At 70.4% G+C, this 20708-nt stretch carries 17 protein-coding genes; 11 read left to right on the top strand and 6 right to left on the bottom strand.

Going from position 1 to position 20708, the window contains the following annotated elements; translation table 11 throughout:
• Positions 1–82: 82 nt before the first annotated feature.
• On the top strand, positions 83–1705 hold the full coding sequence (locus ACFQ7F_RS18430; protein WP_383271545.1) for a glycosyltransferase family 87 protein: 1623 nt from the start codon (positions 83–85) through the stop codon (positions 1703–1705).
• Here the strand turns inward: ACFQ7F_RS18430 and ACFQ7F_RS18425 are convergent.
• Entirely contained in the window at positions 1659–3743 is a 2085-nt protein-coding gene (locus ACFQ7F_RS18425; protein WP_383271543.1) for a bifunctional glycosyltransferase 87/phosphatase PAP2 family protein, read from the bottom strand. The two genes, ACFQ7F_RS18430 and ACFQ7F_RS18425, sit on opposite strands and share 47 nt — an antisense overlap.
• Before the next feature lie 516 nt (positions 3744–4259).
• Here ACFQ7F_RS18425 and proP point away from each other — a divergent pair.
• A complete protein-coding gene (gene proP, locus ACFQ7F_RS18420; RefSeq protein WP_383271541.1) occupies positions 4260–5660 on the top strand; it encodes a glycine betaine/L-proline transporter ProP in 1401 nt (466 codons plus the stop codon).
• Between the two features lie 139 nt (positions 5661–5799).
• Here the strand turns inward: proP and ACFQ7F_RS18415 are convergent, their stop codons facing one another.
• The gene (locus tag ACFQ7F_RS18415; protein WP_383271539.1) at positions 5800–6915 is read right to left on the bottom strand and encodes a serpin family protein; all 1116 of its coding nucleotides are present in this window, start codon (positions 6913–6915) and stop codon (positions 5800–5802) included.
• Between the two features lie 135 nt (positions 6916–7050).
• Here ACFQ7F_RS18415 and ACFQ7F_RS18410 point away from each other — a divergent pair, with 135 nt between their 5' ends.
• The gene (locus ACFQ7F_RS18410) at positions 7051–7719 is read left to right on the top strand and encodes an O-methyltransferase (protein WP_383271537.1); all 669 of its coding nucleotides are present in this window, start codon (positions 7051–7053) and stop codon (positions 7717–7719) included.
• A gap of 65 nt (positions 7720–7784) precedes the next feature.
• Here the strand turns inward: ACFQ7F_RS18410 and ACFQ7F_RS18405 are convergent, their stop codons facing one another.
• Positions 7785–8177: a hypothetical protein gene (locus ACFQ7F_RS18405; RefSeq protein ID WP_383271535.1), complete on the bottom strand. Its 393-nt coding sequence runs from the start codon at positions 8175–8177 to the stop codon at positions 7785–7787.
• A gap of 187 nt (positions 8178–8364) precedes the next feature.
• Between ACFQ7F_RS18405 and ACFQ7F_RS18400 the strand changes: the two genes are divergently transcribed.
• The 3 genes from ACFQ7F_RS18400 to ACFQ7F_RS18390 all read left to right on the top strand — a co-directional run bounded on the left by ACFQ7F_RS18400 (position 8365) and on the right by ACFQ7F_RS18390 (position 10090).
• Entirely contained in the window at positions 8365–8691 is a 327-nt protein-coding gene (locus ACFQ7F_RS18400) for an antibiotic biosynthesis monooxygenase family protein (protein ID WP_383271533.1), read from the top strand.
• 93 nt (positions 8692–8784) lie between these two features.
• Complete coding sequence (locus ACFQ7F_RS18395) at positions 8785–9432, top strand: LysE family translocator (RefSeq protein ID WP_383271531.1); 648 nt, start codon at positions 8785–8787, stop codon at positions 9430–9432.
• Between the two features lie 106 nt (positions 9433–9538).
• Positions 9539–10090, top strand: coding sequence for a GNAT family N-acetyltransferase (locus tag ACFQ7F_RS18390; RefSeq protein ID WP_383271529.1), 552 nt, complete (start codon positions 9539–9541; stop codon positions 10088–10090).
• A gap of 28 nt (positions 10091–10118) precedes the next feature.
• Here ACFQ7F_RS18390 and ACFQ7F_RS18385 read toward each other — a convergent pair whose 3' ends face one another.
• Positions 10119–12224: a DHA2 family efflux MFS transporter permease subunit gene (locus tag ACFQ7F_RS18385; RefSeq protein WP_383271527.1), complete on the bottom strand. Its 2106-nt coding sequence runs from the start codon at positions 12222–12224 to the stop codon at positions 10119–10121.
• Between the two features lie 177 nt (positions 12225–12401).
• Between ACFQ7F_RS18385 and ACFQ7F_RS18380 the strand changes: the two genes are divergently transcribed.
• A complete protein-coding gene (locus ACFQ7F_RS18380) occupies positions 12402–13451 on the top strand; it encodes a peptidoglycan-binding protein (protein WP_383271525.1) in 1050 nt (349 codons plus the stop codon).
• Between the two features lie 115 nt (positions 13452–13566).
• Here ACFQ7F_RS18380 and ACFQ7F_RS18375 read toward each other — a convergent pair whose 3' ends face one another.
• Together ACFQ7F_RS18375 and ACFQ7F_RS18370 are read right to left on the bottom strand one after the other, a co-directional pair.
• Positions 13567–14232: an HAD-IA family hydrolase gene (locus tag ACFQ7F_RS18375; protein WP_383271523.1), complete on the bottom strand. Its 666-nt coding sequence runs from the start codon at positions 14230–14232 to the stop codon at positions 13567–13569.
• A 191-nt stretch (positions 14233–14423) separates the two neighbouring features.
• Positions 14424–15002: a TMEM165/GDT1 family protein gene (locus ACFQ7F_RS18370; RefSeq protein WP_383271521.1), complete on the bottom strand. Its 579-nt coding sequence runs from the start codon at positions 15000–15002 to the stop codon at positions 14424–14426.
• A gap of 489 nt (positions 15003–15491) precedes the next feature.
• Between ACFQ7F_RS18370 and ACFQ7F_RS18365 the strand changes: the two genes are divergently transcribed.
• From ACFQ7F_RS18365 to ACFQ7F_RS18350, 4 genes are all read left to right on the top strand, one after another.
• Positions 15492–16139 (top strand): HNH endonuclease family protein, encoded by a 648-nt coding sequence (locus tag ACFQ7F_RS18365; protein WP_383271519.1) that lies wholly within the window; start codon positions 15492–15494, stop codon positions 16137–16139.
• A 117-nt stretch (positions 16140–16256) separates the two neighbouring features.
• Positions 16257–17936: an alkaline phosphatase D family protein gene (locus tag ACFQ7F_RS18360; protein WP_383271517.1), complete on the top strand. Its 1680-nt coding sequence runs from the start codon at positions 16257–16259 to the stop codon at positions 17934–17936.
• Between the two features lie 274 nt (positions 17937–18210).
• On the top strand, positions 18211–20178 hold the full coding sequence (locus ACFQ7F_RS18355) for an FAD/NAD(P)-binding protein (RefSeq protein WP_383271515.1): 1968 nt from the start codon (positions 18211–18213) through the stop codon (positions 20176–20178).
• 60 nt (positions 20179–20238) lie between these two features.
• Complete coding sequence (locus tag ACFQ7F_RS18350; protein ID WP_383271513.1) at positions 20239–20688, top strand: DoxX family protein; 450 nt, start codon at positions 20239–20241, stop codon at positions 20686–20688.
• Positions 20689–20708 lie beyond the last annotated feature (20 nt).

Genomic DNA, 20708 nt, shown 5'->3' with positions numbered 1-20708 from the left:
TGCGTTACGCGTCTTGAGAAGCAAACCTTGCCTCTTCTTGCCTCCTTTTGTCTCTCCAAGACTTCGAACGGAAACGGTCGCCGTGGTCTCCGCCGATCTCTCTCTCGCGCCGTCGGGCAGCGCGCCCAAGGAGCGGAAGACCTCCCTCCGCGAATTCCGCCGCCGCTACCGGATACCGCTCCTCGCCACCCTGCCCACGCTTCCGCTGTACGCGGTGTGGGCGGCGTTCCTCGCCACCGGCGGCGGCGACCTCGCGGCGCAGGAGGCCTGGGCGCGTTTCGCCTCCGAGCACGGGGCGTCCGCGTACGGCCTGTTCTGGTACGGCGGCATGCACACCGCCAACTACAGCCTGATCTCCCCCTACTTGATGGCCGCCCTGGGCGTGAAGACGGTGACGGTGGTGTCGGGCGTCGCCGGGGCCTGGCTGGTCGCCGCGCTGATCGAACGCACCGGGATACGGCGCCCGCTGTGGCCCGCGGTGCTCGCCTCGCTCGCGGTGTGGTGCAACGTCGCGTCGGGGCGCACCACGTTCGCGCTCGGTATCGCTTTCGGGTTCGCCGCGTGTCTGGTGCTCGTGCGGGAGCGGCGCGTGGGAGCCGCCGTGGTGTGCGCGGCCCTCGCCACCATGTCCAGCCCGGTGGCGGGCCTCTTCCTCGTGGTGGCGGGCGCCGCCTACTTCCTCGTACGTGACTGGGGGCGGGCCGCGGCGCTCATCGTGCCGCCGGTGGTGGTCGTGGGGGCGACGACCGTCCTCTTCCCCTTCAACGGCGAGCAGTTGATGCCGTTCGACCGGATCTTCCCGCCCGTGGCGTTCAGCCTCGCGCTCATCGTGGCGGCGCCGCGCGAGTGGCGGGTGCTGCGGTGGGGAGCCGCGGTGTACGCGGCCGGGACGGTCCTGACGTATCTCATCCCGTCCCCGATCGGCACGAACGTGGAGCGCCTCGCCGAACTGCTCGCGCCCGCCGTGCTGCTTGCCGCGCTCCTGATGCCCTCGCTGTCCCGCGTACGCCGGGCCGTGCTCATCATCGCGCTCGCCCTGTCCACGGCCTGGGTGGGACAGAAGACGGCGGACGATCTGACGGTGTCGACGACCGTGCCCGAGTGGGCCGCCGACACCAAGGGCGTGGTGGAGGAACTGGAGCGCCTCGGCGCCGACCGGGGGCGCGTGGAGGTGGTCCCGGCCCGCAATCACCGCGAGGCCACGGCCCTGGCCCCGTACGTGAACATGGCGCGCGGCTGGAACCGGCAGCTCGACATCGAGCGTGGCCGCCTCTTCTACGACGGGTCCTTCTCGGCCACGACCTATCGGGCGTGGCTGGACAAGTGGGCGGTCGGCTACGTGGTGCTGCCGTCGGGCAAGCCGGACGGGTTCGCCGAGGACGAGGCCGCCCTTGTCGCCAGTGGCCCCAAGTGGCTGGAGCCGGTGTGGCGGGACGCGCACTGGCGGGTGTTCCGGGTGAAGGACCCGGTTCCGATGGTGTCGAAGCCCGCGTCCGTCGTGCAGTCGACCGGCTCGGCCATGGTGGTCCGCGTTCCCACCCGCGAGCCCGTGACGCTGCGCCTGGTGTACTCGCCGTGGCTTCGGGCAGAGGGAGCCTGCCTGAAGCGGCACGGCGACTTCACCCGGCTCACGGTGTCCACGCCGGGGACGTACAAGATCAGCTCGGGGTACGGTCCTTCGCCGAGTCCTTCGACATGTCGATGACGGGCCTCGCGCCCGTGACCGGCTCCGCTCCCGTCGCCACCTTCAGGGTCCTGCTCCTGCCCACCCGGGGCCCGGCGAGGAGATAGCCGAGGCCGAAGCCGGCGCCCACGACGGTCGCGCCGCCCACGGCGTCGAGGACCCAGTGGTTTCCGGTGGCGACGATCGCGGAGACCGTGAACAGCGGGTGCAGCAGGCCGAGGGCCTTCATCCACCACTTCGGTGCGAGGGCCACGATCACCACACCGCACCACAGCGACCAGCCGAAGTGCAGCGAGGGCATCGCCGCGTACTGGTTGGTGAGCGCGGTCAGCGTGCCGTACTCCGGCTTGCTGAAGTCCTGCACGCCGTGGACCGTGTCGATGAAGCCGAGGCCGGGCATCAGGCGCGGCGGGGCCAGCGGGTAGAGCCAGAACCCGACGAGCGCGAGGACCGTCGCGAAGCCGAGGGCGGAGCGTGCCCAGCGGTAGTCGGCGGGGCGCCGGGCGTAGAGCACGCCGAGGACGGTCAGCGGCACCACGAAGTGGAACGACGTGTAGTAGAAGTTAAAGAACTCCTCGAGCCAACTGACCTTCGTCACCGCGTGGTTGACCCAGTGCTCGATGTCGATCCGCAGGAACTGCTCGATCGAGTGGATCTGAGCGCCGTGCTGCTCGGCGGTGGCCCGCCCGCCGGAGTTGGTGCCGCCCGTCGCGGCGAGCCGCGCCTGCTGGTAGGCGGAGTAGCCGACGCGGATCAGGAGCAGTTCGAGCAGCAGGTTCGGCCGGGTGGTGACCCGGCGCCAGAACGGGAGCAGCGGCACCCAACTCCAGCGCGCGGGGGCGGGCTTGGCGTAGTCGGTGGGGATGGGCGCCTGGTACTGCGGGGCCGTACGGGACAGGAACGGCACGACGGTGGCCGCGGCGAGCGCGGCGATCAGCACGATGTTGTCGCGGATGGGCTCCACGACCGGCATGTTCGGCAGCATCATCTTCGCGGGCAGCGTCGAGACGAGGACGACGGCCACGGGCCACATGTACCGGTCGGACTGCTTCTTGCCGACCCTGCCGACCACCGCGAGCAGCACCCAGAGGAGCTGGTGCTGCCAGGTCGTGGGCGAGACCGCGACCGCGACGCAGCCGGTGATCGCGACGGCAAGGAGGAGCTGTCCGTCCTTGGCGTAACGGACGGCGCGGCGCAGGCCCAACCCGATGACGGCCACGCCCAGGGCGACGAAGAGGCCGATCTCCAGCGGCCCTTCGAGGCCGAACCGGAGCAGCGCGCCGTGCAGCGACTGGTTGGCGAGACTGCCGGGGCTCGCGCCCAGGCCCGCTCCCGCCAGGTGGTGCACCCAGTACGTCCAGGAGTCGTGCGGCATCGCGGCCCAGGCGAGCGCCGTGCAGGCGAGGAAGGTGGCGCCGGTGGAGAGCGATGCGCGCCTGCGTCCTGTGAACCAGAACAGGGCGGCGAAGAGCAGCACGGTGGGCTGGAGCGCGGCCGCTATGCCGATGAGGATGCCGCTGGCCCGTTCCCCGCGGACCGCGAAGCACCCGAGCAGGACGAGGAGTACGGGGATGATGCTGGTCTGGCCCAGGTACAGGGTGTTGCGCACCGGGAGCGACAGCATCAGGAGGCAGATCGCGACGGGCGCGGCGAGCAGCGAGGTGCGCCGGGCCACGGGCTGTGGAAGGGCGCGCGCCGCGACCATGCCGAGGACCACGACCAGGGCCAGCGTGCCGAACGTCCAGCCCCAGCCGAGCGCCTGCTCGGCCGCGCGGGAGAACGGCTTGAGCACGAGGCCTGCGAAGGGGGTGCCGGTGAACTTGTCCGTGTCGTAGAAGGAGCCGTTCACATGGAGGACGCCCTCCGGGCCGATCCAGGTCTCCAGATCGGTGAGCCGCTCCCCTTCCGGCGTACGCAGCACGACGATCAGCTGCCGCAGCGCCAGTACGGCGGCCATCAGCCAGAGGGCGACACGGACCACCCCGATCCGTGCCCTTGGCGTACCGGGCCCTCCGGCCCCAAAGGCATTTCCCGGTCCTCCGTGCTCAACATTCGCCACGCGTCGTCTGCCCTCCCGCCCCGCTCGTGATCCTCTGCTCGGTCCCAACGTCCGGTCGGCTCCGGGAGTTCTCCGTCGGCCCCGAGATGTGCCGGTCGACTGCAGGGTGTGCAGCCGGCTTCGTAAGGCTCGCGCCCTCAGGAGAGACGCGCGCAACCCTCATTTCACCTGGCGGCCACACCGCTTTCTACCGGCTTTCGTACGGACTTCCTAACTGGCCGGTTTCGCCCGACTGCCGCCGGATCTCCATGAACCGTCCACCCCCTGCACATGAGATGACTGCCGGGCCCCAGGGGCGCGGTTCCCCGTACAAGCCGCGACATAGATCACAAGGACGCCTTCTCGCCGCCTCCACAAGCGGAACCATTCGCCCTGGATAGCAGCACTTTCCGGACAGTGCGCGTCCGACCGGGTACCCAACGTAATGATGCTGTCTACACCTATGGTCGTTTTCGAGCCGCCCCCAGCTGGGCGGCTCTGTCCTTGTCGTCAACCGAGAGGCAGGCGAGCGAACCCTTGCCGGCAGCCACACCCGTCGCGCCCGTAGCTCCGCAGACACAGGCCCCGCCGTCCGCGCCGTCCACGCCTTCGTCGGCGGAGGTCACGGTCGTCGACCCGGCACTGGTCAAGCGGGCGGTGAAGGCGGCCGCTCTCGGCAACGCGATGGAGTGGTTCGACTTCGGCGTCTACAGCTACATCGCCGTGACGCTCGGCAAGGTCTTCTTCCCGTCGGGCAACCCCACGGCCCAGCTGCTCTCCACCTTCGGCGCCTTCGCGGCGGCGTTCCTGATCCGCCCGCTCGGCGGCATGGTCTTCGGGCCGCTCGGCGACCGCATCGGCCGCCAGAAGATCCTCGCCCTCACCATGATCATGATGGCCGCGGGAACCTTCGCGATCGGCCTGATCCCCTCCTACGCGTCCATCGGCGTGGGAGCCCCGATCCTCCTGCTGATCGCCCGCCTGGTGCAGGGCTTCTCGACCGGCGGCGAGTACGCGGGCGCGTCCACCTTCATCGCCGAGTACGCCCCCGACAAGAAGCGGGGCTTCTTCGGCAGCTGGCTGGAGTTCGGCACCCTCGCCGGTTACATCGGCGGAGCGGGTCTTGTGACCCTGATGACGGCGCTCCTGTCCACCGAGGACCTCCTCACCTGGGGCTGGCGCATCCCGTTCCTGATCGCGGGCCCGATGGGCCTGATCGGCCTGTACCTGCGGATGCGCCTCGAGGAGACCCCCGCGTTCGCGTCGGAGCTCGCCAAGTCGCACAAGGACGAGCAGTCCCGCCCGAAGGTGCGCCTGCGTGACATGGTCACGGGCCAGTGGAAGGCGCTGCTCCTGTGCATGGGCCTGGTCCTGGTCTTCAACGTCACGGACTACATGCTGCTGTCATACATGCCGAGCTATCTGACGAGCGAGCTGAAGTACGACGAGACGCACGGGCTCCTGGTCGTGCTCGCCGTGATGGCGCTGATGATGTGCGTCCAGCCGTTCGCGGGCGCGCTGACCGACCGCGTCGGCCGCCGCCCGGTGATCGCGGCGGGCTGCGTGGGCTTCCTGCTCCTCTCCGTCCCCGCCCTGCTCCTGATCCGCCAGGGCTCGCTCTGGGCGATCGCCCTCGGCATGGCGGCGCTGGGCCTGCTCCTGGTCTGCTTCACGGCCTCGATGCCGTCGACACTCCCCGCCCTCTTCCCGACCAAGGTCCGCTACGGCTCGCTCTCCATCGGCTTCAACATCTCCGTGTCGATCTTCGGAGGCACGACACCGCTGGTCGTGACGGCGCTGATCGGGGCGACGGGGAACATGATGATGCCCGCGTACTACATGATGGCCGCGGCCGTGGTGGGCGGCATCGCGGTGTGGTTCATGACGGAGAGCGCGGGCAGGCCGCTGCCAGGCTCGCCACCGGCGGTGGAGAAGTAGCCCGTCCGGCGTTTGAGGACGAACTCGGCGAAGCCGGTGATGACGGCAACCAAGGCCCCCGCGCAGCGGCCCGCGGCGGAGCCGCAAATGTCACAGCCGGGATGGGGCGGGGTTGGGGAAAGCCCCGCAGGGCCCGCCCTCACCCCGGCACCCCGGCCTGCCAAGCCGCAAACAAAGGCACCTCCCCCGCCCCGTCAAGCACCACAACCCCAAAGGGCCGGTTAAAGGCGATCCACTCGATCCGTCGAGGGACATACGCCCCGCCCGGCGCCATAGGCACAGCCGTAACCGCCGCAGCCTCAACCCCCTCCTCCGCAACCTTCACCACCGCCTCCTGCACCACCTGCGATATCGCGAGCCGCTCCGGCGACATCCCGGAGAAGTCGGCCCCCTCGCTCATGGCCCACCGCACGCCGAGCTCGGCCAACTGCTCCGTCGCATCGATCCGCGTCCGCAAGGAAAGCCGCGGCAACGCCATGTTGATCTGCTCGGCGTCGATCCCGGTCCACCGCCCCTCCGGCGCCCACGCGAGCGGCAGCACCTCGGCGGCCCCGGCACCCGGCTCACCGAGCACGAAACGCACCCGAGCGGGCTCCCGGCCGCCCTGCGCGCGGCACTTCAGCTCGACGACGCTCGCGCCGCCCACCGTCCAGGCGCAGTTCAGCGGAACGGGCCGATGCATGGTGGGCACCCGGTGCCGCAGGCCGAGCGCGTCCGTGAAGTCCTGATCGCGTGTGCCCGCCCCTTCGAAGGGGATCTCCCAACGCGCCTTGAGCGCAAGCGCGTTGACGAGAACAAGCAGCACATCCGGAGTGATCACCACCGGCAGCCGCTCGATCAGACCGTCCGTCGCCTCCCGCACCCACGCGTCGATGCCGTCCGGATCCATCGGCCCGAATCCCACGTCCGGCAGCGCTTCCCGATAGGCGCGGTACACCGGAACCCTGCTCCACACCCGGGTGGCGACGGCCATCGCGTCCGTGCCGGCCAGCACCCGCGCGGCTCCCGAGACCACACCGGCGGCCTCCTCACCCGCGACGCCGAGCAACTCCCGCAGCTCCCCGGCGGTCTCCTCCCGCGCCCCCACCGCGACGGCGGCAAGCGCGAGCCACAGCCCGGCGGGCGAGCACACGAAGTCCCCCGCACCCGCGTCGCTCCCCTGTTCCTTGCCCGGCGAAGCCAACAGCGGCAGCCATCGATCGGCAAGCCCCCTGATCGCCACCGCGGGCAACACCTGCCCGGTTCCGTACGTCATGCCAGCCCCCCGCTTCCCAAGGCCCATGTCCGGCCGGCCCGGCCCGACGACCCCAGTATGCGAGTCGCCACTGACAATCGACCCTCACCCCACTAACATCGTTAGCGAACCTAACGAACACCCGGAAAGGCCCTCATGACCCAGCAGCAATGGACCGCGGTGGACACCTACTTCACCGGCCTGCTCACCCCCGCCGACGAGGCACTGACCGCGGCCCTGCACGACAGCGACGCCGCCGGTCTCCCGCAGATCAGCGTCGCCCCGAACCAGGGCAAGCTGCTCCAGCTCCTCGCCCAGATCCAGGGCGCGCACCGCATCCTCGAGATCGGCACGCTCGGCGGCTACAGCACGATCTGGCTGGCCCGCGCCCTGCCCGCGGACGGCCGCCTGATCACCCTGGAGTACTCCCCGGTCCACGCCGACGTGGCCCGCGGCAACCTCGCCCGCGCCGGCCTCGACAAGCTCACCGAGGTCCGGGTGGGCCCGGCCGTCGACTCGCTCGCCGCGCTGGTGGCCGAGGACACGGCACCCTTCGACCTGGTCTTCATCGACGCGGACAAGGCGAACAACCCACACTACGTGGAGTGGTCGCTCAAGCTGACCCGCCCCGGCAGCCTGATCATCGTCGACAACGTCGTACGTGGCGGCGAGGTGGCCGACGCCGACAGCACCGACCCCAGCGTGCAGGGCACGCGCAAGGCGCTCGAACTCATCGCCCGACACCCCAGGCTGAGCGGCACGGCACTGCAGACGGTGGGCACGAAGGGCTACGACGGCCTGGCCCTGGCCCGCGTACTGGACTGACCCTCCGAGCCCGACAACCCCTCAGCCCCCTTCACTCCTCCCCCACCGCCCTCAACCCACCGCCCTCAACCCTCGTGATAAAAGCCGACGTTCACGCTGCGCGGCCCGGCACGATCGCGGATGACGACATCGCCGACCCCGCCCCGGGGCAGCGGCGCCGTCCCTCCGTACTCAAGAGGCGACGGGACCCCGCCCACCGTGAGCCGTACCTCCGACGCGGGCTCGGGATGTGATCCGCGCAGCCAGGTGACGGTCCAGGACCCGTCGGGCCCGCAGCGGAACTCCAGATGCGTACGCGACACGAACAGCCAGTCATCGGGTGGCACTAGACGGCACACACCGCCGTCGCGCCCCACCCGCAACACGGCACCTGGTGCGCTCGGCGCGTCCGCCATGAGCATGCCCGCGGTCGCCCCCTCGTCCGCCCCGGCCAATGAGGCCATGGTCAACTCCAGCACGTACGCTCCCCCACTCTCGCCGAACCGGACGCGCACCCCCGGAGCGCACCTCAAGGCGCTCCGCACCGCGCCGCCGCATCCTAAGTCGCCTCCCGCGCGAAAGCACGGGCCCTCGGGGCAATGAACCTATGACCGAACGCAGGCCACCCGGACCGAGCGCGTCGGGGGCATGCGCGAGGATGGGCGCATGAGCATCGTAAAGATCAACGTGCTGACCGTTCCCGCGGAACAGCGGGAGACCCTCGAGCAGCGCTTCGCGTCCCGCGCCAGCGCCGTGGAGAACTCCGACGGCTTCGAGTGGTTCGAGCTGCTGCGCCCCATCGAGGGCACCGACGACTACCTGGTGTACACGCGGTGGCGTGACGAGGAGTCGTTCAAGGCGTGGATGGAAGGCCCCATGAAGTCGGCCCACCAGGGCGGCGGCGCAGCCGGCGGGGAGCGGCCCAAGCCTGCCTCGACCAGTTCCGCCGTGTGGTCGTTCGAGGTCGTGCAGCAGGCCGCGCCCAAGAGCTAGAAGCGGGCGGGAAGGCCTCCAGGAACGAGCGGGAGCGGCCAGGCGGCCAGGAGCGGGAAAAGCGATACCGGCGCGCACCGCCCCCATGGTGCGATGGGACCCATGATGTCCACCGACCGGATACTCGCCTTCGCCGCCATGTCGTTCCTGCTGATCGTGATTCCCGGGCCCAGCGTCCTGTTCGTGATCGGGCGGGCGCTGGCGCAGGGGCGCCGTGCCGCGCTGACCACAGTGGTGGGGAACACGATCGGCGCGTACGTACTCGTCGTGGCCGTCGCGCTCGGGGTCGGGTCCGTCGTGGAGCGCTCAGTCGTCGTGTTCACGGCGCTCAAGCTGCTCGGCGCCGCCTACCTGGTGTATCTGGGGGTCAAGGCGGTGCGTCAACGTGCCTCGCTGCACGCCGCGTTCACCGGTGAAGGACCCGCGCACAGCGGTCTGCGTACGTTGTGGGAAGGGTTCGCGGTCGGTGTGGCCAACCCCAAGACCATCGTCTTCTTCGCCGCCGTGCTTCCGCAGTTCGTCGACCGCGGGCAGGGGCACGTCATGCTGCAGATGCTGGTGCTCGGCCTCGTCTTCAATGCCATCGCCGTGGCGTCCGACAGTGTGTGGGGCCTGGCCGCCGCCACCGCGCGCGGCTGGTTCGCGCACTCGCCGCGGCGGCTCTCGATGATCGGCGGGGTCGGCGGGCTCACCATGATCGGGCTCGGCGTGAGCGTCGCCGCGACGGGGCGCAAGGACTGACGCCTCGCACATCTGACGCCTCGCACACCCCAAGAAGGCATCAGTAAGTATTGGGCGCCGTAATTCGTTTGCGGAGTACGGCAGTCGCCTCCTGAGAATGGCCCCCATGAGCCATATCGATCCCAGCACCAGAGCAGCCCCCACCTCCTGGACCGTCGCCCCCGAAGCCGTCGGCTCCCCTGTCGCCGCGGCGCTCTGGCGCTCGTACTACACGGAGGTCAGCGACCGGTACTACCTCCTCCACGAGGGGCGAAAGACGGCGCCCGAAGAGCTGGAGCGCGAGGTCGCGGCGGAGACCGGCGACGATCTCCGTCCGCCTACCGGCCTACTCCTTGTCGCCCGTTACGAGGGCGAGCCCGCAGGGACGGCCGGAGTGCGGCTCATGGGCGACATGAAGGGGGTCAGTACCGCCGAGCTCAAGCGCGTCTTCCTCCGCGAGGACATGCGCGGCAAGGGCGGCGCCGCGCTTCTCCTCGCCGCCGCGGAGGACGCGGCCCGCGCGCTCGGGGCAGAGCGCGTCATCCTCGACACGCGCCTCGATCTGGTCGAGGCCAGGGCGCTCTACGCGCGGCACGGTTACGAGGAGAGCGAGCCGCTCACCGAGCGGATGTACGCCGAGTGCTGGTACGCCAAGAAGCTGGCCCCGAAAGCCGGTTGAGAGCAGCAGAAGCCGGGAGGGGCGCCGCTCAGGCCGCGAGGCCGCGCTCCGGCGACCCGCTCTCATAGGGCCGTTCGGCGTCCGAGCCGCACATCTCGGCGCCGAGCTCCTCGACGAGCTTGACCAGGTCGGTGGGCCGGTCGGGGCCCCACCAGTCGCCGAGCAGCTCGGCGAGGGACTCCTCACGGGCCTTGGCCAGGGCAGCTACCGCTGTCCGCCCCTCGTCGGTCAAGGTCAGGCCCATTCCCTCGCGCCGGGCGAGGCGGCGTTCCTCGACCTGGCGGGATGCCGCCGTGATCACGGAAAGCGGCACGGTGCTGCGATCGGCGAGCGCCGCCGGTTCGACGTGGCCGTGGCGGCTGATCCTCAGCAGGAGCCAGCTGGCGGCGGGCAGCAGGTCGTAGCCCGCGCGCTCGGTGATGCGCACGTAGATCTCGCGGCGGCCCTCCCGCGTGCCGAGGACCGAGAGCGCCCGCGCCACCTCGTCGTACGAGGAACGCTCGACGGGGTTGCTGGCGAGCGTCTGCGTCGGATCGGGCGCCGTGACCGAGCCGCGCAGCTTGTCCTCGCGCAGGAACCAGGCGAGGACGAAGGCGACCAGGGCCACCGGCGCCGCGTACAGGAAGACGTCCGTGATGGACGACGCGTACGCGTGCAGGATGCCGGGGCGCAGCGTCGCCGGGAGATCGGCGATGCCGCGCGGGTCGGCCTTCAGGGAGTCGGCGCTGACGCCGGGCGGCAACTGCTGTCCCGCGACGGCGTCGGAGAGTTTGGTGACGAGCCGGTTGGCGAAGATCGTGCCGAAGATGGCGACACCGAACGAGGCTCCGATGGAGCGGAAGAACGTCGCGCCTGAGGTGGCGACGCCCAGATCCCCGTACGGGACCGCGTTCTGCACGATGAGCACCAGGACCTGCATGACCAGGCCGAGCCCGAAGCCGAAGACGAAGAAGTAGGCGCTCATCTCGCCCGTGCCGCTGTTCTCGCTGAGCTGGTGGAGGAGGAGCAGGCCGATCGCCGTGATGCCGGTGCCCGCGACCGGGAACACCTTCCAGCGGCCCGTGCGGCTGACGATCTGGCCGGACGCGGTCGACGAGATCAGCATGCCGAGCACCATCGGCAGCATGTGCACGCCCGACATCGTCGGCGAGACGCCCTGGACGACCTGGAGGAACGTCGGCAGGTAGGTCATCGCGCCGAACATCGCGAAGCCGACCACGAAGCTGATGATCGCGGAGAGCGTGAACGTCCTGACCCGGAACAGCTTCAGCGGAATGACCGGTTCGGCGGCCCTGCGCTCGATGGACACGAAGGCCACGGCGAGCACGACGCCGAGCACCGCGAGGCCGATGATCTGCGGCGAACCCCAGCCCCAGGTGGTGCCGCCGAGCGAGGCGACCAGGACGAGGCAGGTGGCGACGGCCGCGATCAGGAAGGTGCCGAGGTAGTCGATGGTGTGCTTCGTCGAGCGCACCGGGATGTGCAGGGCGGCGGCGATGACGACGAGCGCGACGACGCCGATGGGCAGGTTGACGTAGAAGACCCAGCGCCAGCTGAGGTGCTCAGTGAAGAGGCCGCCGAGCAGCGGACCGAGGACGCTCGTGGCGCCGAAGACGGCGCCGAACAGACCCTGGTACTTGCCTCGTTCGCGCGGCGGGACGATGTCGCCGACGATCGCCATCGACAGGACCATCAGACCGCCGCCGCCGATGCCTTGCAGCGCGCGGAAGCCGATGAGCTGCGGCATGTTCTGCGCCATGCCGCAGAGGGCCGAGCTGATCAGGAAGATCACGATGGCCAGCTGGAACAGCTTCTTGCGGCCGTACTGGTCGCCGAGTTTGCCCCAGAGCGGCGTCGCCGCCGTCGCGGCGAGCAGGTACGCGGTGACGACCCAGGACAGGTGCTCCATGCCGCCGAGCTCGCTGACGATGGTGGGAAGCGCGGTCGAGACGATGGTCTGGTCGAGGGCGGCGAGCAGCATGCCGAGCAGCAGCGCGCCGATGGAGACCAGTACGCCGCCGTGCGCGTGCCCGTCCGACGGGGCGGGGACGGTATCCGGCTCCGCCTCCGGCTTCGGTTCCGGCTCGGGATCCGGCTCCGGCTCCTCGGGGCGGGCGCTGGCGTCCTGCGTCATGGACACACACCTCCTGAGGGCTCCTGCGTGTCCTGAGAGCTCCTGCGTGCCTCCTGCGTGCCCGCGGGGACCTCTCCCTCCCCATCCTCCTCCATCCTCGTCCGTTGGACCCCTTATGGCCTGTTGAGGCGGGGATCTGCATAATCGCTGGTGTTCTCTAGGGGTGGGGTGCGCAAGGTGAGCAGCGCGGAAAGGCGTCCGAACGGCGCCGATGACGAACGGGGCGGCCGGTTATGCCCCGAATGCGGTACGTCGCGGGAGCAGGGCGGCGCGCCTGCCTGCGGCTGTACGGAGCGGGCCGCCGACGCGGCGCGGGACGCGAGGTCCGCGGACGCCGCCGCGGCGGAGGACTTCGATCCGCTGCGGATACGTCCCTATGTGACGCTGTCGGAGCCCGGCCCGGCGGACGGGACTGAACCTGAACCTGCCCCCTCGCTCCCTCTGCCGCCGGAGACGGTGGCTTCACCGCAGTCGGCGGATGTGGGGCTGTTCGTGGCGGGTGGTGAGTCGGCGGGTAGCGAGTCGGAGGGCGGCGCGGCGGAGGACGGCCCGCACCTGTCCCCGTCCTCGTCACCGCCCTCGCCACCTCTGCCGTACGACGAGGAACCGGAGCCGCGGCGCGTCCGTATCGGCCTGTACGCGGGTGTGGGCGCGGTGGCCGTGGTGACCGTCGCGGTGCTCGCGGCGGTGCTGCTCCCGCCCGACAAGCCGCAGCGGGACGATCAGGCGCTGCCGGACGTGGCGACACGTGCGGTGAACGCTCCGTCCGATTCCGCCGGTGAGTCGACGCCGACGACGGATTCCGCGCAGTCCTCAGCGCGTGCGTCCTCGCCCTCGGCCACGTCCCCGTCCACGTCGCCCAAGGCGAGCCCGTCCCTGTCCCCGTCGCACACCGCCTCGGACAAGGCGAGGCCCACCCGGCCGCCGAGCCGCTCGACAGAGCGGGCAACGGATTCGGTGAAGTCGGACGCGCCGTCGGGCGGCACAGTCCTGAGCCAGGGCGACAAAGGCCCGGAGGTCGAGGAACTCCAGCTCCGCCTGCAACAGCTGTACCTGTACATGGGCGAGGCCGACGGCACCTACAACGCCCCGGTCACGGACGCGGTGGCCCGCTTCCAGTTCGCCCGGGGAACGCAGAAGGACGAGAAGGGGGTCTACGGGGAGGAGACGCGGGCGGCACTCGAGGCGGAGACGTCGGAACCGCGACAGCATCGGGAGCCGCGGTAGCCGCCCCACGGACCCACCTCCGGTGCCGGGCGCCGAACAGCAAGGCGCCCGGCACCGCGTAGGTGCCAGGCGCCAAGAAGCCTGATCCGGACGTCGGCCGAGCCTGCGTCGAGCCTCAGCCGAACGTCAGCTGAAGCGCCCCGCCCTCAGCAGCGGTGACCCGGACCTGGGTCAAGTCGTCAACATGCACGGTGGGCCCGAACTCCCCGGCCCGCGGACCGATCCCCACGACCCGCATACCTGCCGCGAGCCCCGCGGCGATCCCCGCCCCGGAGTCCTCGAAGACGACGCAGTCAGCAGGGTCGAACCCCAGCTCGGCGGCCCCCTTGAGGAACCCCTCAGGGTCGGGCTTGCTCGCTCCCACGCTCTCCGCGGTAACGCGCACAGCGGGAAGCGAAAGACCGGCCGCGGCCATCCGCCCGGTGGACAGCGGCACATCGGCGGACGTCACGAGCGCGTGCGGCAGCCCGTCGAGCGACGCCAGGAAGGCTGCGGCGCCCGGGACCGGAACGACACCCTCCATGTCCGCGGTCTCGGCGGCCAGCATCTCGCGGTTCTCCGCGTAGTTCTCCTCCATGGGCCGCTCCGGAAGCAGCACCGCCATCGAGGCGTACCCCTGGCGCCCGTGGACGACCTTGATGACCTCGTCGAAGTCGAGTCCGTACCGCTCGGCCCAGCGCCGCCAGCAGCGCTCGACCACCGCGTCGGAGTTGACGAGGGTTCCGTCCATGTCCAGGAGGAGGGCCCGGGTGGTCAGAACAGGGGCGGTCTCAGCCGTCATCGGCGCACTCCAGAGCACAGAGAGAGCTTCCGCGGAGGAAAGATCGCGGAAGGGTCGCGAAAGAATCAAGGCAGCCCCGCCCGCCGGTCAGGGAACACGGGCGGAGCCACTTTGTTCCGCCAGGATACAAAAAGGGGCCTCCGGACGCCAGCACCGCAGGTCACACCCCTTACAGGCGCCGATCAGGCGCCTCAGGCAATCGCCTCGTACAGGCTCCACAGCCCGAGCCCCAGCATAAGGAGCGCGGCGATCTTGGTGATGAGCGAGAGCGGCACGCGCTTCATCAGGGCCTTTCCGCCGACGATCCCGAGTCCGGCGACCGCCCACAGCGCGAGCACCGCACCCAGGCCCACGGAGAGCGGGTCGTCGTACCGGGCGGCGAGGTTCGCGGTCATGATCTGCGTCAGATCACCGAACTCCGCGACCAGGATGAGCATGAAGCCCGCCCCGGAGACCTTCCAGAAGCTCTGGTCCTTGGGCTCGCGGACCTCCTCCTCGTCCTCGCCGCCCTTCAGGAGCAGCATCGCCGCCCCGCCGAGGAAGAGGACGCCGGTGAGCGCGTGAAGGAGTTGCTGCGGCAGGAGCGTAAGGACACTGCCCGCCGCCACGGCGAGCACGACATGGACGACGAAGGCGGCCGCGACCCCGACGAAGACGTACGAGGCGCGGTAGCGCGTCCCGAGGACGAGCCCGGCCAGCGCTGTCTTGTCCGGGAGTTCGGCAAGGAAGACGACGCCGAAGACGAGCGCCATCACGCTGATGCTGATCAAGGTTCCTCAATCGGTCGGGGCTGCCCCACCGAGAGCAATCTGTACATCACGTACGACACCTCGGCACGGCAGCACACACGGACGTACACGGTCATGTACGTCGGGCACTGCTTGCCGAAGGTCTCGCTGGCCGACCACGTCGATGACGGGGTCTGCCTCCGGGCGCCGGCTCAGACGAGCTGAGCAGTATGTCGACGGTCCGGCGAAGAGCTACTCCCCTTCTGCGCCATCCATCGTACGGGACGTCCGCGCACCCCGGACCAGGGCCTTTCGACCCCCGGAGAAGTGACCCGGGCCACATTTTCCGGGCTCTCGGACACCCGTTCGTCAACTCCCGTACAGATGAATGGACATGACACGGCGCCAGAACTCTTGAACTGACCACCCGATTGACGCGACCCTGTCACTTGACGCACATCCACCGGAAACCCCACCGCGTCAGCATGGCCACCCCAACGGCCAACATCCCCCCACATCCAGGGAGTTCGTATGTCCGCTGTCTACGCGCGTCGACGCCTCGCCACCCTCACCGCCCTGACCGCGCTCGCCTCCGGCGCGGCCCTGCTCACCGGCGCGCCCGCCCAGGCCGCTCCCCCGGCACCTGTCTCCGCCGCCACCGCCCGCACCTACCTGGGCCAGCTGACGGAGAAGGCCGAGGGCTCCTCCGACGGCTACAGCCGCGAGAAGTTCCCGCACTGGAGCACCCAGTCCGGCGCCTGCAACACCCGCGAGGTCGTCCTCAAGCGCGACGGCACGAACGTCCAGCAGGACTCCAGCTGCGCGGCCACATCGGGTACCTGGAAGTCCCCCTACGACGGCGGTACCTGGACCGCGGCGGGCGACGTCGACATCGACCACGTCGTCCCGCTCTCCGAGGCCTGGAAGTCCGGCGCGAGCAGCTGGACCAACACCCAGAGGGAAGGTTTCGCCAACGACCTCACCCGCCCGCAGCTGATCGCCGTCACCGACAACGTCAACCAGGCCAAGGGCGACAAGGACCCGGCCGAGTGGCTGCCGCCCACCACGTCGTACCACTGCTACTACGCGCGGATGTGGGTGGACGTGAAGCACCACTACAGCCTCACGGTGAACGCGGAGGAGAAGAGCAAGCTGTCCTCGATCCTCAACGGCTGCTGAGGTCACCGGCCCGCAGGCAGTCACGTCACGGGCCTGTAACCAGCGGGAATCCCCGGAACCTCGCCACCGGCCTCCGTCGTTCCGTACCCTACGGGGCGACGGAGGAGAGTGATCATCGTGGCACGGCTGCGCCTGGGTCCGCTGCTGAGGTACGTCGACGGTTCGACGGCGACGGTCTGGGTCGAGACCGACCGTCCCTGCACCGCCGAGGTGCGGTGCGAGGACGGCGCCAAGGGCACGGCGAACACGTTCCAGATCGCGGGCCACCACTACGCGCTCATCCCGGTCACGGGGCTGCGCCCGGGCGCGGAGACCGCGTACGAGGTGCGGCTCGGCGACAGCGACGCCCCCGTGTGGCCACTGCCGAACTCTCCCTTTCCGCCGAGCACCATCCGCACGCCGGGCGAGGGCGACGACGAGGCGCTCCGTGTCACCTTCGGCTCCTGCCGCTGGGCGGCCCCGCCGAGCGGGGAGCACGACCCCGTCGGACCCGACGCCTTGGACACCCTGGCCGCCCGTATCGCCAACGGCACGGACGCCGACCGACCGGACGTCCTGCTGCTCCTGGGTGACCAGGTGTACGCGGACAACACGTCTGAGGCGACCCGCCGCTGGCTCGCGGCACGGCGGAACCTGAACGACCCGCCGGGCGACCAGGTCGCGGACTATGAGGAGTACACCCACCTCTACTACGAATCGTGGCTCGACCCCGAGGTCCGGTGGCTGCTCTCCACCGTGCCCAGCTGCATGATCTTCGACGACCACGACGTCATCGACGACTGGAACACCAGTGCGGCCTGGCTCGCCGAGATGCGTGCGACGCCCTGGTGGCGCGAGCGTGTGCTGAGCGGCCTGATGTCGTACTGGGTCTACCAGCACCTCGGCAATCTGCCGCCCGCCGAGCTCGAGCGGGACGAGCTGTATGCCGAGTTGCGCACGGCGCCGGACGGCACGGACGCGCTGCGGGCCTTCGCCTCCGCCTCCGACGCCGACGCCGCGGCGACCCGGTGGAGCTACCGCAGGGACTTCGGCCGCGTACGCCTGCTCATGGTCGACACACGGGCGGCGCGCGTCCTGGACGAGCAGAACCGCGCGATGATCGATCCGGACGAGGCCCGCTGGCTGCGCGAACAGGTCCTCGACGGCACGGGTGGCGCGGGTGGCAGCTCAGATGGAACCCGTGGCTACGACCACCTCCTGATCGGTACGTCGCTGCCCTGGCTCCTTCCGCATCTCATCCATGACGCCGAGGGCTGGAACGCCGCGCTGTGCCGTGGCGAACGGGGCGCGCGCTGGGCCCGCTTCGGCGAGAACCTGCGCAGGCGTTCGGACCTGGAGCACTGGGCGGCGTTCCCCTCGTCCTTCGACGCGCTGACGGACCTGATCGCCGAGGCGGGCACGGGGCCGGGCGCCCCGGCGACGGTGTGCGTGCTCTCCGGCGACGTCCACCACGCGTACATCGCGGAACCGACCTGGCCGGACGGCGGCGGTCCCGACGCCCGTGTCCTGCAGCTGACGTGCTCCCCCGTCCACAACTCCATCCCCGCGTCGATAAAGCTGGGCTTCCACTTCGGCTGGAGCAGGGTGGGCCGCGCCCTGGGCCGCCGCTTCGTACGGCACGGACGAATAGCCCGTGCCGCCATCAAGTGGCGCAAGACGGGCGGACCTTGGTTCGGCAACCAGCTCATGACACTGACGCTGCGGGGCCGTTCGGCGGAGGTGCGGCTCGATCAGGCGCAGGCGGTGAAGGGCGCGGGCGTACGGCTCGCGACGACGCAGGAATCCCGGCTTTCGTGAGCCTGTACTCCCTTTAGTCCCCATAGCCCCGCTGGTTCACATAGCCACGCAAAGGCGACCGGGCCCCCGCAAGAGTCACGTGACACGGGCCACACCCGTCTGACGATCCTCCGCTTCGGGGTTCGACTTCGGGACTTCCGGCGGCATGATGAGGCGGACCGTCCGCTTCCATCGCCCCACGCCTTTCCCCAACACCCCACACTCACATCAGCCCCATCAGTCCCATTACCCCCACGCCCCCCACCACCCCCTCGTACGCCCGGGAGTCACGCCCTTGTCCGCACCATCCGCAGCGGCCGCACCGGCACATGACATCGCTGTCGCCGTCGTCGGCGCGGGGCCCCGTGGCACGAGCGTCCTGGAACGCCTCTGTGCCTCCGCAGCCGAACTCCTGCCGCCGGGGGCACGGCTGACGGTCCACGTCGTCGACCCCTCGCCCCCGGGCCCTGGACGCGTCTGGCGGACCGCCCAGCCGGCCGAGCTGCTCATGAACACGGTCGCCTCGCAGGTGACCCTCTTCACCGACGAGAGCGTCGACTGCGCCGGGCCGATCCGGCCGGGTCCGAGCCTGTACGCGTGGGCCGCCGCCGGTCACGCGCCGGGGCTCGGCCCTGACGACTATCCGACGCGCGCCTGTTACGGCCGCTATCTGGAGTGGGTCTTCGCCGAGACACTGCGTGGCGCACCCGGAACGGTCCGGGTCGAGGTGCACGCGGCACGCGCCGTACGCCTCGACTCCGCGGACGGCTCGGGCGACGGCGCCCAGACCCTCGTACTCGACAACGGCCGTGAACTGTCAGGGCTCAACGCCGTCGTCCTCGCGCAGGGCCACCTCCCCGCGGTCAGCGACGAGCGGCAGGAGCACCTCGCCGCGCACGCCGCACGGCACGGCCTGCGCCACATACCTCCGGCCAACCCCGCCGACATCGACCTGTCGGCCGTGGCCCCCGGTGAACGCGTCCTGCTGCGCGGCCTCGGCCTGAACTTCTTCGATCACATGGCGCTCCTGACGCGGGGCCGCGGCGGACGCTTCTCCCCCGCGCCGGGGGGCGGTCTGCACTATCAGCCATCGGGGCACGAGCCGAAGCTGTACGCGGGGTCGCGCCGCGGCATCCCCTACCAGGCGCGCGGCGACAACGCGAAGGGCGCGTACGGACGGCACGAGCCGCTCGTCCTGACCTCCGACGTCATAGCCCGCTTCCGCAAGCGCGCGGACAGCGGTGACGCCCCGGACTTCCTGGACGAGATATGGCCGCTCGTCGCCAAGGAAGTGGAGACGGTCTACTACACCGCCCTCGCCCGACCCGCCGAGCGGGCCACGGACTTCCGGGACGCCTTCCTCGCGGCGCCGCACCACAGCCCTCAAGAGGACCTGGTGCTGGACGAGTTCGGGATACCCGAGGCCGCACGGTGGTCCTGGGACCGGCTTGCACAGCCCTACTTCGGCCATATTTTCCGCTCCCCGGACGACTTCCGCGCCTGGCTGCTCGCGTATCTGCGCGAGGACACGGCGCAGGCCGCGCTCGGCAACGTCGCGAGCCCGCTGAAGTCCGCCCTGGACGTACTGCGCGATCTGCGCAACGAACTCCGCCTCATCCTCGACCACGGCGGCCTGGCCGGGGCGTCCCGCCGCGAGCACCTGGACCGCTGGTACACGCCCCTCAACGCCTTCCTCTCGATCGGCCCGCCCCGGCGCCGCATCGAGGAGATGACTGCGCTGATCGAGGCGGGCGTCGTCGAGGTGCTCGGCCCGCGTCTCGACGTGCGGCCCGCGGACGGGGCGTATCTCGCGCACTCCCCCGACGTGCCGGGGTCGACTGTGTCCGTCACCACAGTCATCGAGGCCCGGCTCCCCGAACCGGACGTGCGGCGCACCGCGGACGAGCTGCTCGGGCGGCTCCTCGAGACCGGCCAGTGCCGCGCCCATGTCGTCGACGGCTACGAGACCGGAGGCGTCGACGTCACGCCCCGCCCCTATCACCTGATTGACCGTCAAGGTCGTTTCCACTCAAGGAGGTTCGCGTTCGGAGTGCCGACGGAAGGTGTGCACTGGGTGACAGCAGCGGGGGCCAGGCCGGGCGTCGACTCGGTGACTCTGTCGGACGCGGACGCGGTGGCGCGGGCCGTGCTGCGGACGGCGGCAGGGACAGCGGAGATCCCCTCCCCGGCGGGAGTGATCCCGTCCGCGAGGGAAGCGGAATCGCCCGAATGGCCAGATGTTGAACTTGCAAGCATTGATTAGGTACCCCTAACCTTGGGCCTCCGCTCGGTTACCGTCCCCGAAAACCGAAGGAGACCCCCCATGACTGGACGTCTCAACAGCGCCCAGCCCTACGCCCTCGGGCTTTTCCGCATCGTCATAGGACTGCTCTTCGCCTGCCACGGCGCCGCATCGCTCTTCGGAGTGCTCGGCGGCGCGATGGGCGGCGGCACGATCGACGCGGGCACCTGGCCCGGCTGGTACGCGGCCGTCATCCAGCTGGTCGGCGGCGCCCTGGTCGCCCTCGGCCTCGGCACCCGCGCCGCGGCGTTCATCTCGTCGGGCTCGATGGCGTACGCCTACTTCAAGGTGCACCAGCCGGAGGCCCTGTGGCCGCTGCAGAACGGCGGAGAGGCCTCCGCGATCTTCTGCTGGGCCATGCTCCTGTTCGTCTTCACCGGCTCGGGCGCGCTCGGTCTCGACCGCCTCTTCGCCTCGCGCGGCGAGCGCGAGGACGAGACGGCGTCGAAGCGGACGCCGGTGGCCGCCTGACGCGCACACGCCCCTGTGAC

This window comes from Streptomyces sp. NPDC056486, from assembly GCF_042795295.1.
Lineage (GTDB): Bacteria > Actinomycetota > Actinomycetes > Streptomycetales > Streptomycetaceae > Streptomyces.
Note: the sequence above shows the minus strand (reverse complement) of the source record. Positions and strands in the feature narration are given on the sequence as shown.

What these genes read in the sequence shown, in the direction of transcription:
- ACFQ7F_RS18415 (WP_383271539.1), bottom strand. Translation starts at nt 6,915, where the DNA reads ATGACGTACGGAACCGGGCAGGTGTTGCCCGCGGTGGCGATCAGGGGG.
- ACFQ7F_RS18410 (WP_383271537.1), top strand. Translation starts at nt 7,051, where the DNA reads ATGACCCAGCAGCAATGGACCGCGGTGGACACCTACTTCACCGGCCTG.
- ACFQ7F_RS18400 (WP_383271533.1), top strand. Translation starts at nt 8,365, where the DNA reads ATGAGCATCGTAAAGATCAACGTGCTGACCGTTCCCGCGGAACAGCGG.
- ACFQ7F_RS18395 (WP_383271531.1), top strand. Translation starts at nt 8,785, where the DNA reads ATGGGACCCATGATGTCCACCGACCGGATACTCGCCTTCGCCGCCATG.
- ACFQ7F_RS18390 (WP_383271529.1), top strand. Translation starts at nt 9,539, where the DNA reads ATGAGCCATATCGATCCCAGCACCAGAGCAGCCCCCACCTCCTGGACC.
- ACFQ7F_RS18385 (WP_383271527.1), bottom strand. Translation starts at nt 12,224, where the DNA reads ATGACGCAGGACGCCAGCGCCCGCCCCGAGGAGCCGGAGCCGGATCCC.
- ACFQ7F_RS18375 (WP_383271523.1), bottom strand. Translation starts at nt 14,232, where the DNA reads ATGACGGCTGAGACCGCCCCTGTTCTGACCACCCGGGCCCTCCTCCTG.
- ACFQ7F_RS18365 (WP_383271519.1), top strand. Translation starts at nt 15,492, where the DNA reads ATGTCCGCTGTCTACGCGCGTCGACGCCTCGCCACCCTCACCGCCCTG.
- ACFQ7F_RS18350 (WP_383271513.1), top strand. Translation starts at nt 20,239, where the DNA reads ATGACTGGACGTCTCAACAGCGCCCAGCCCTACGCCCTCGGGCTTTTC.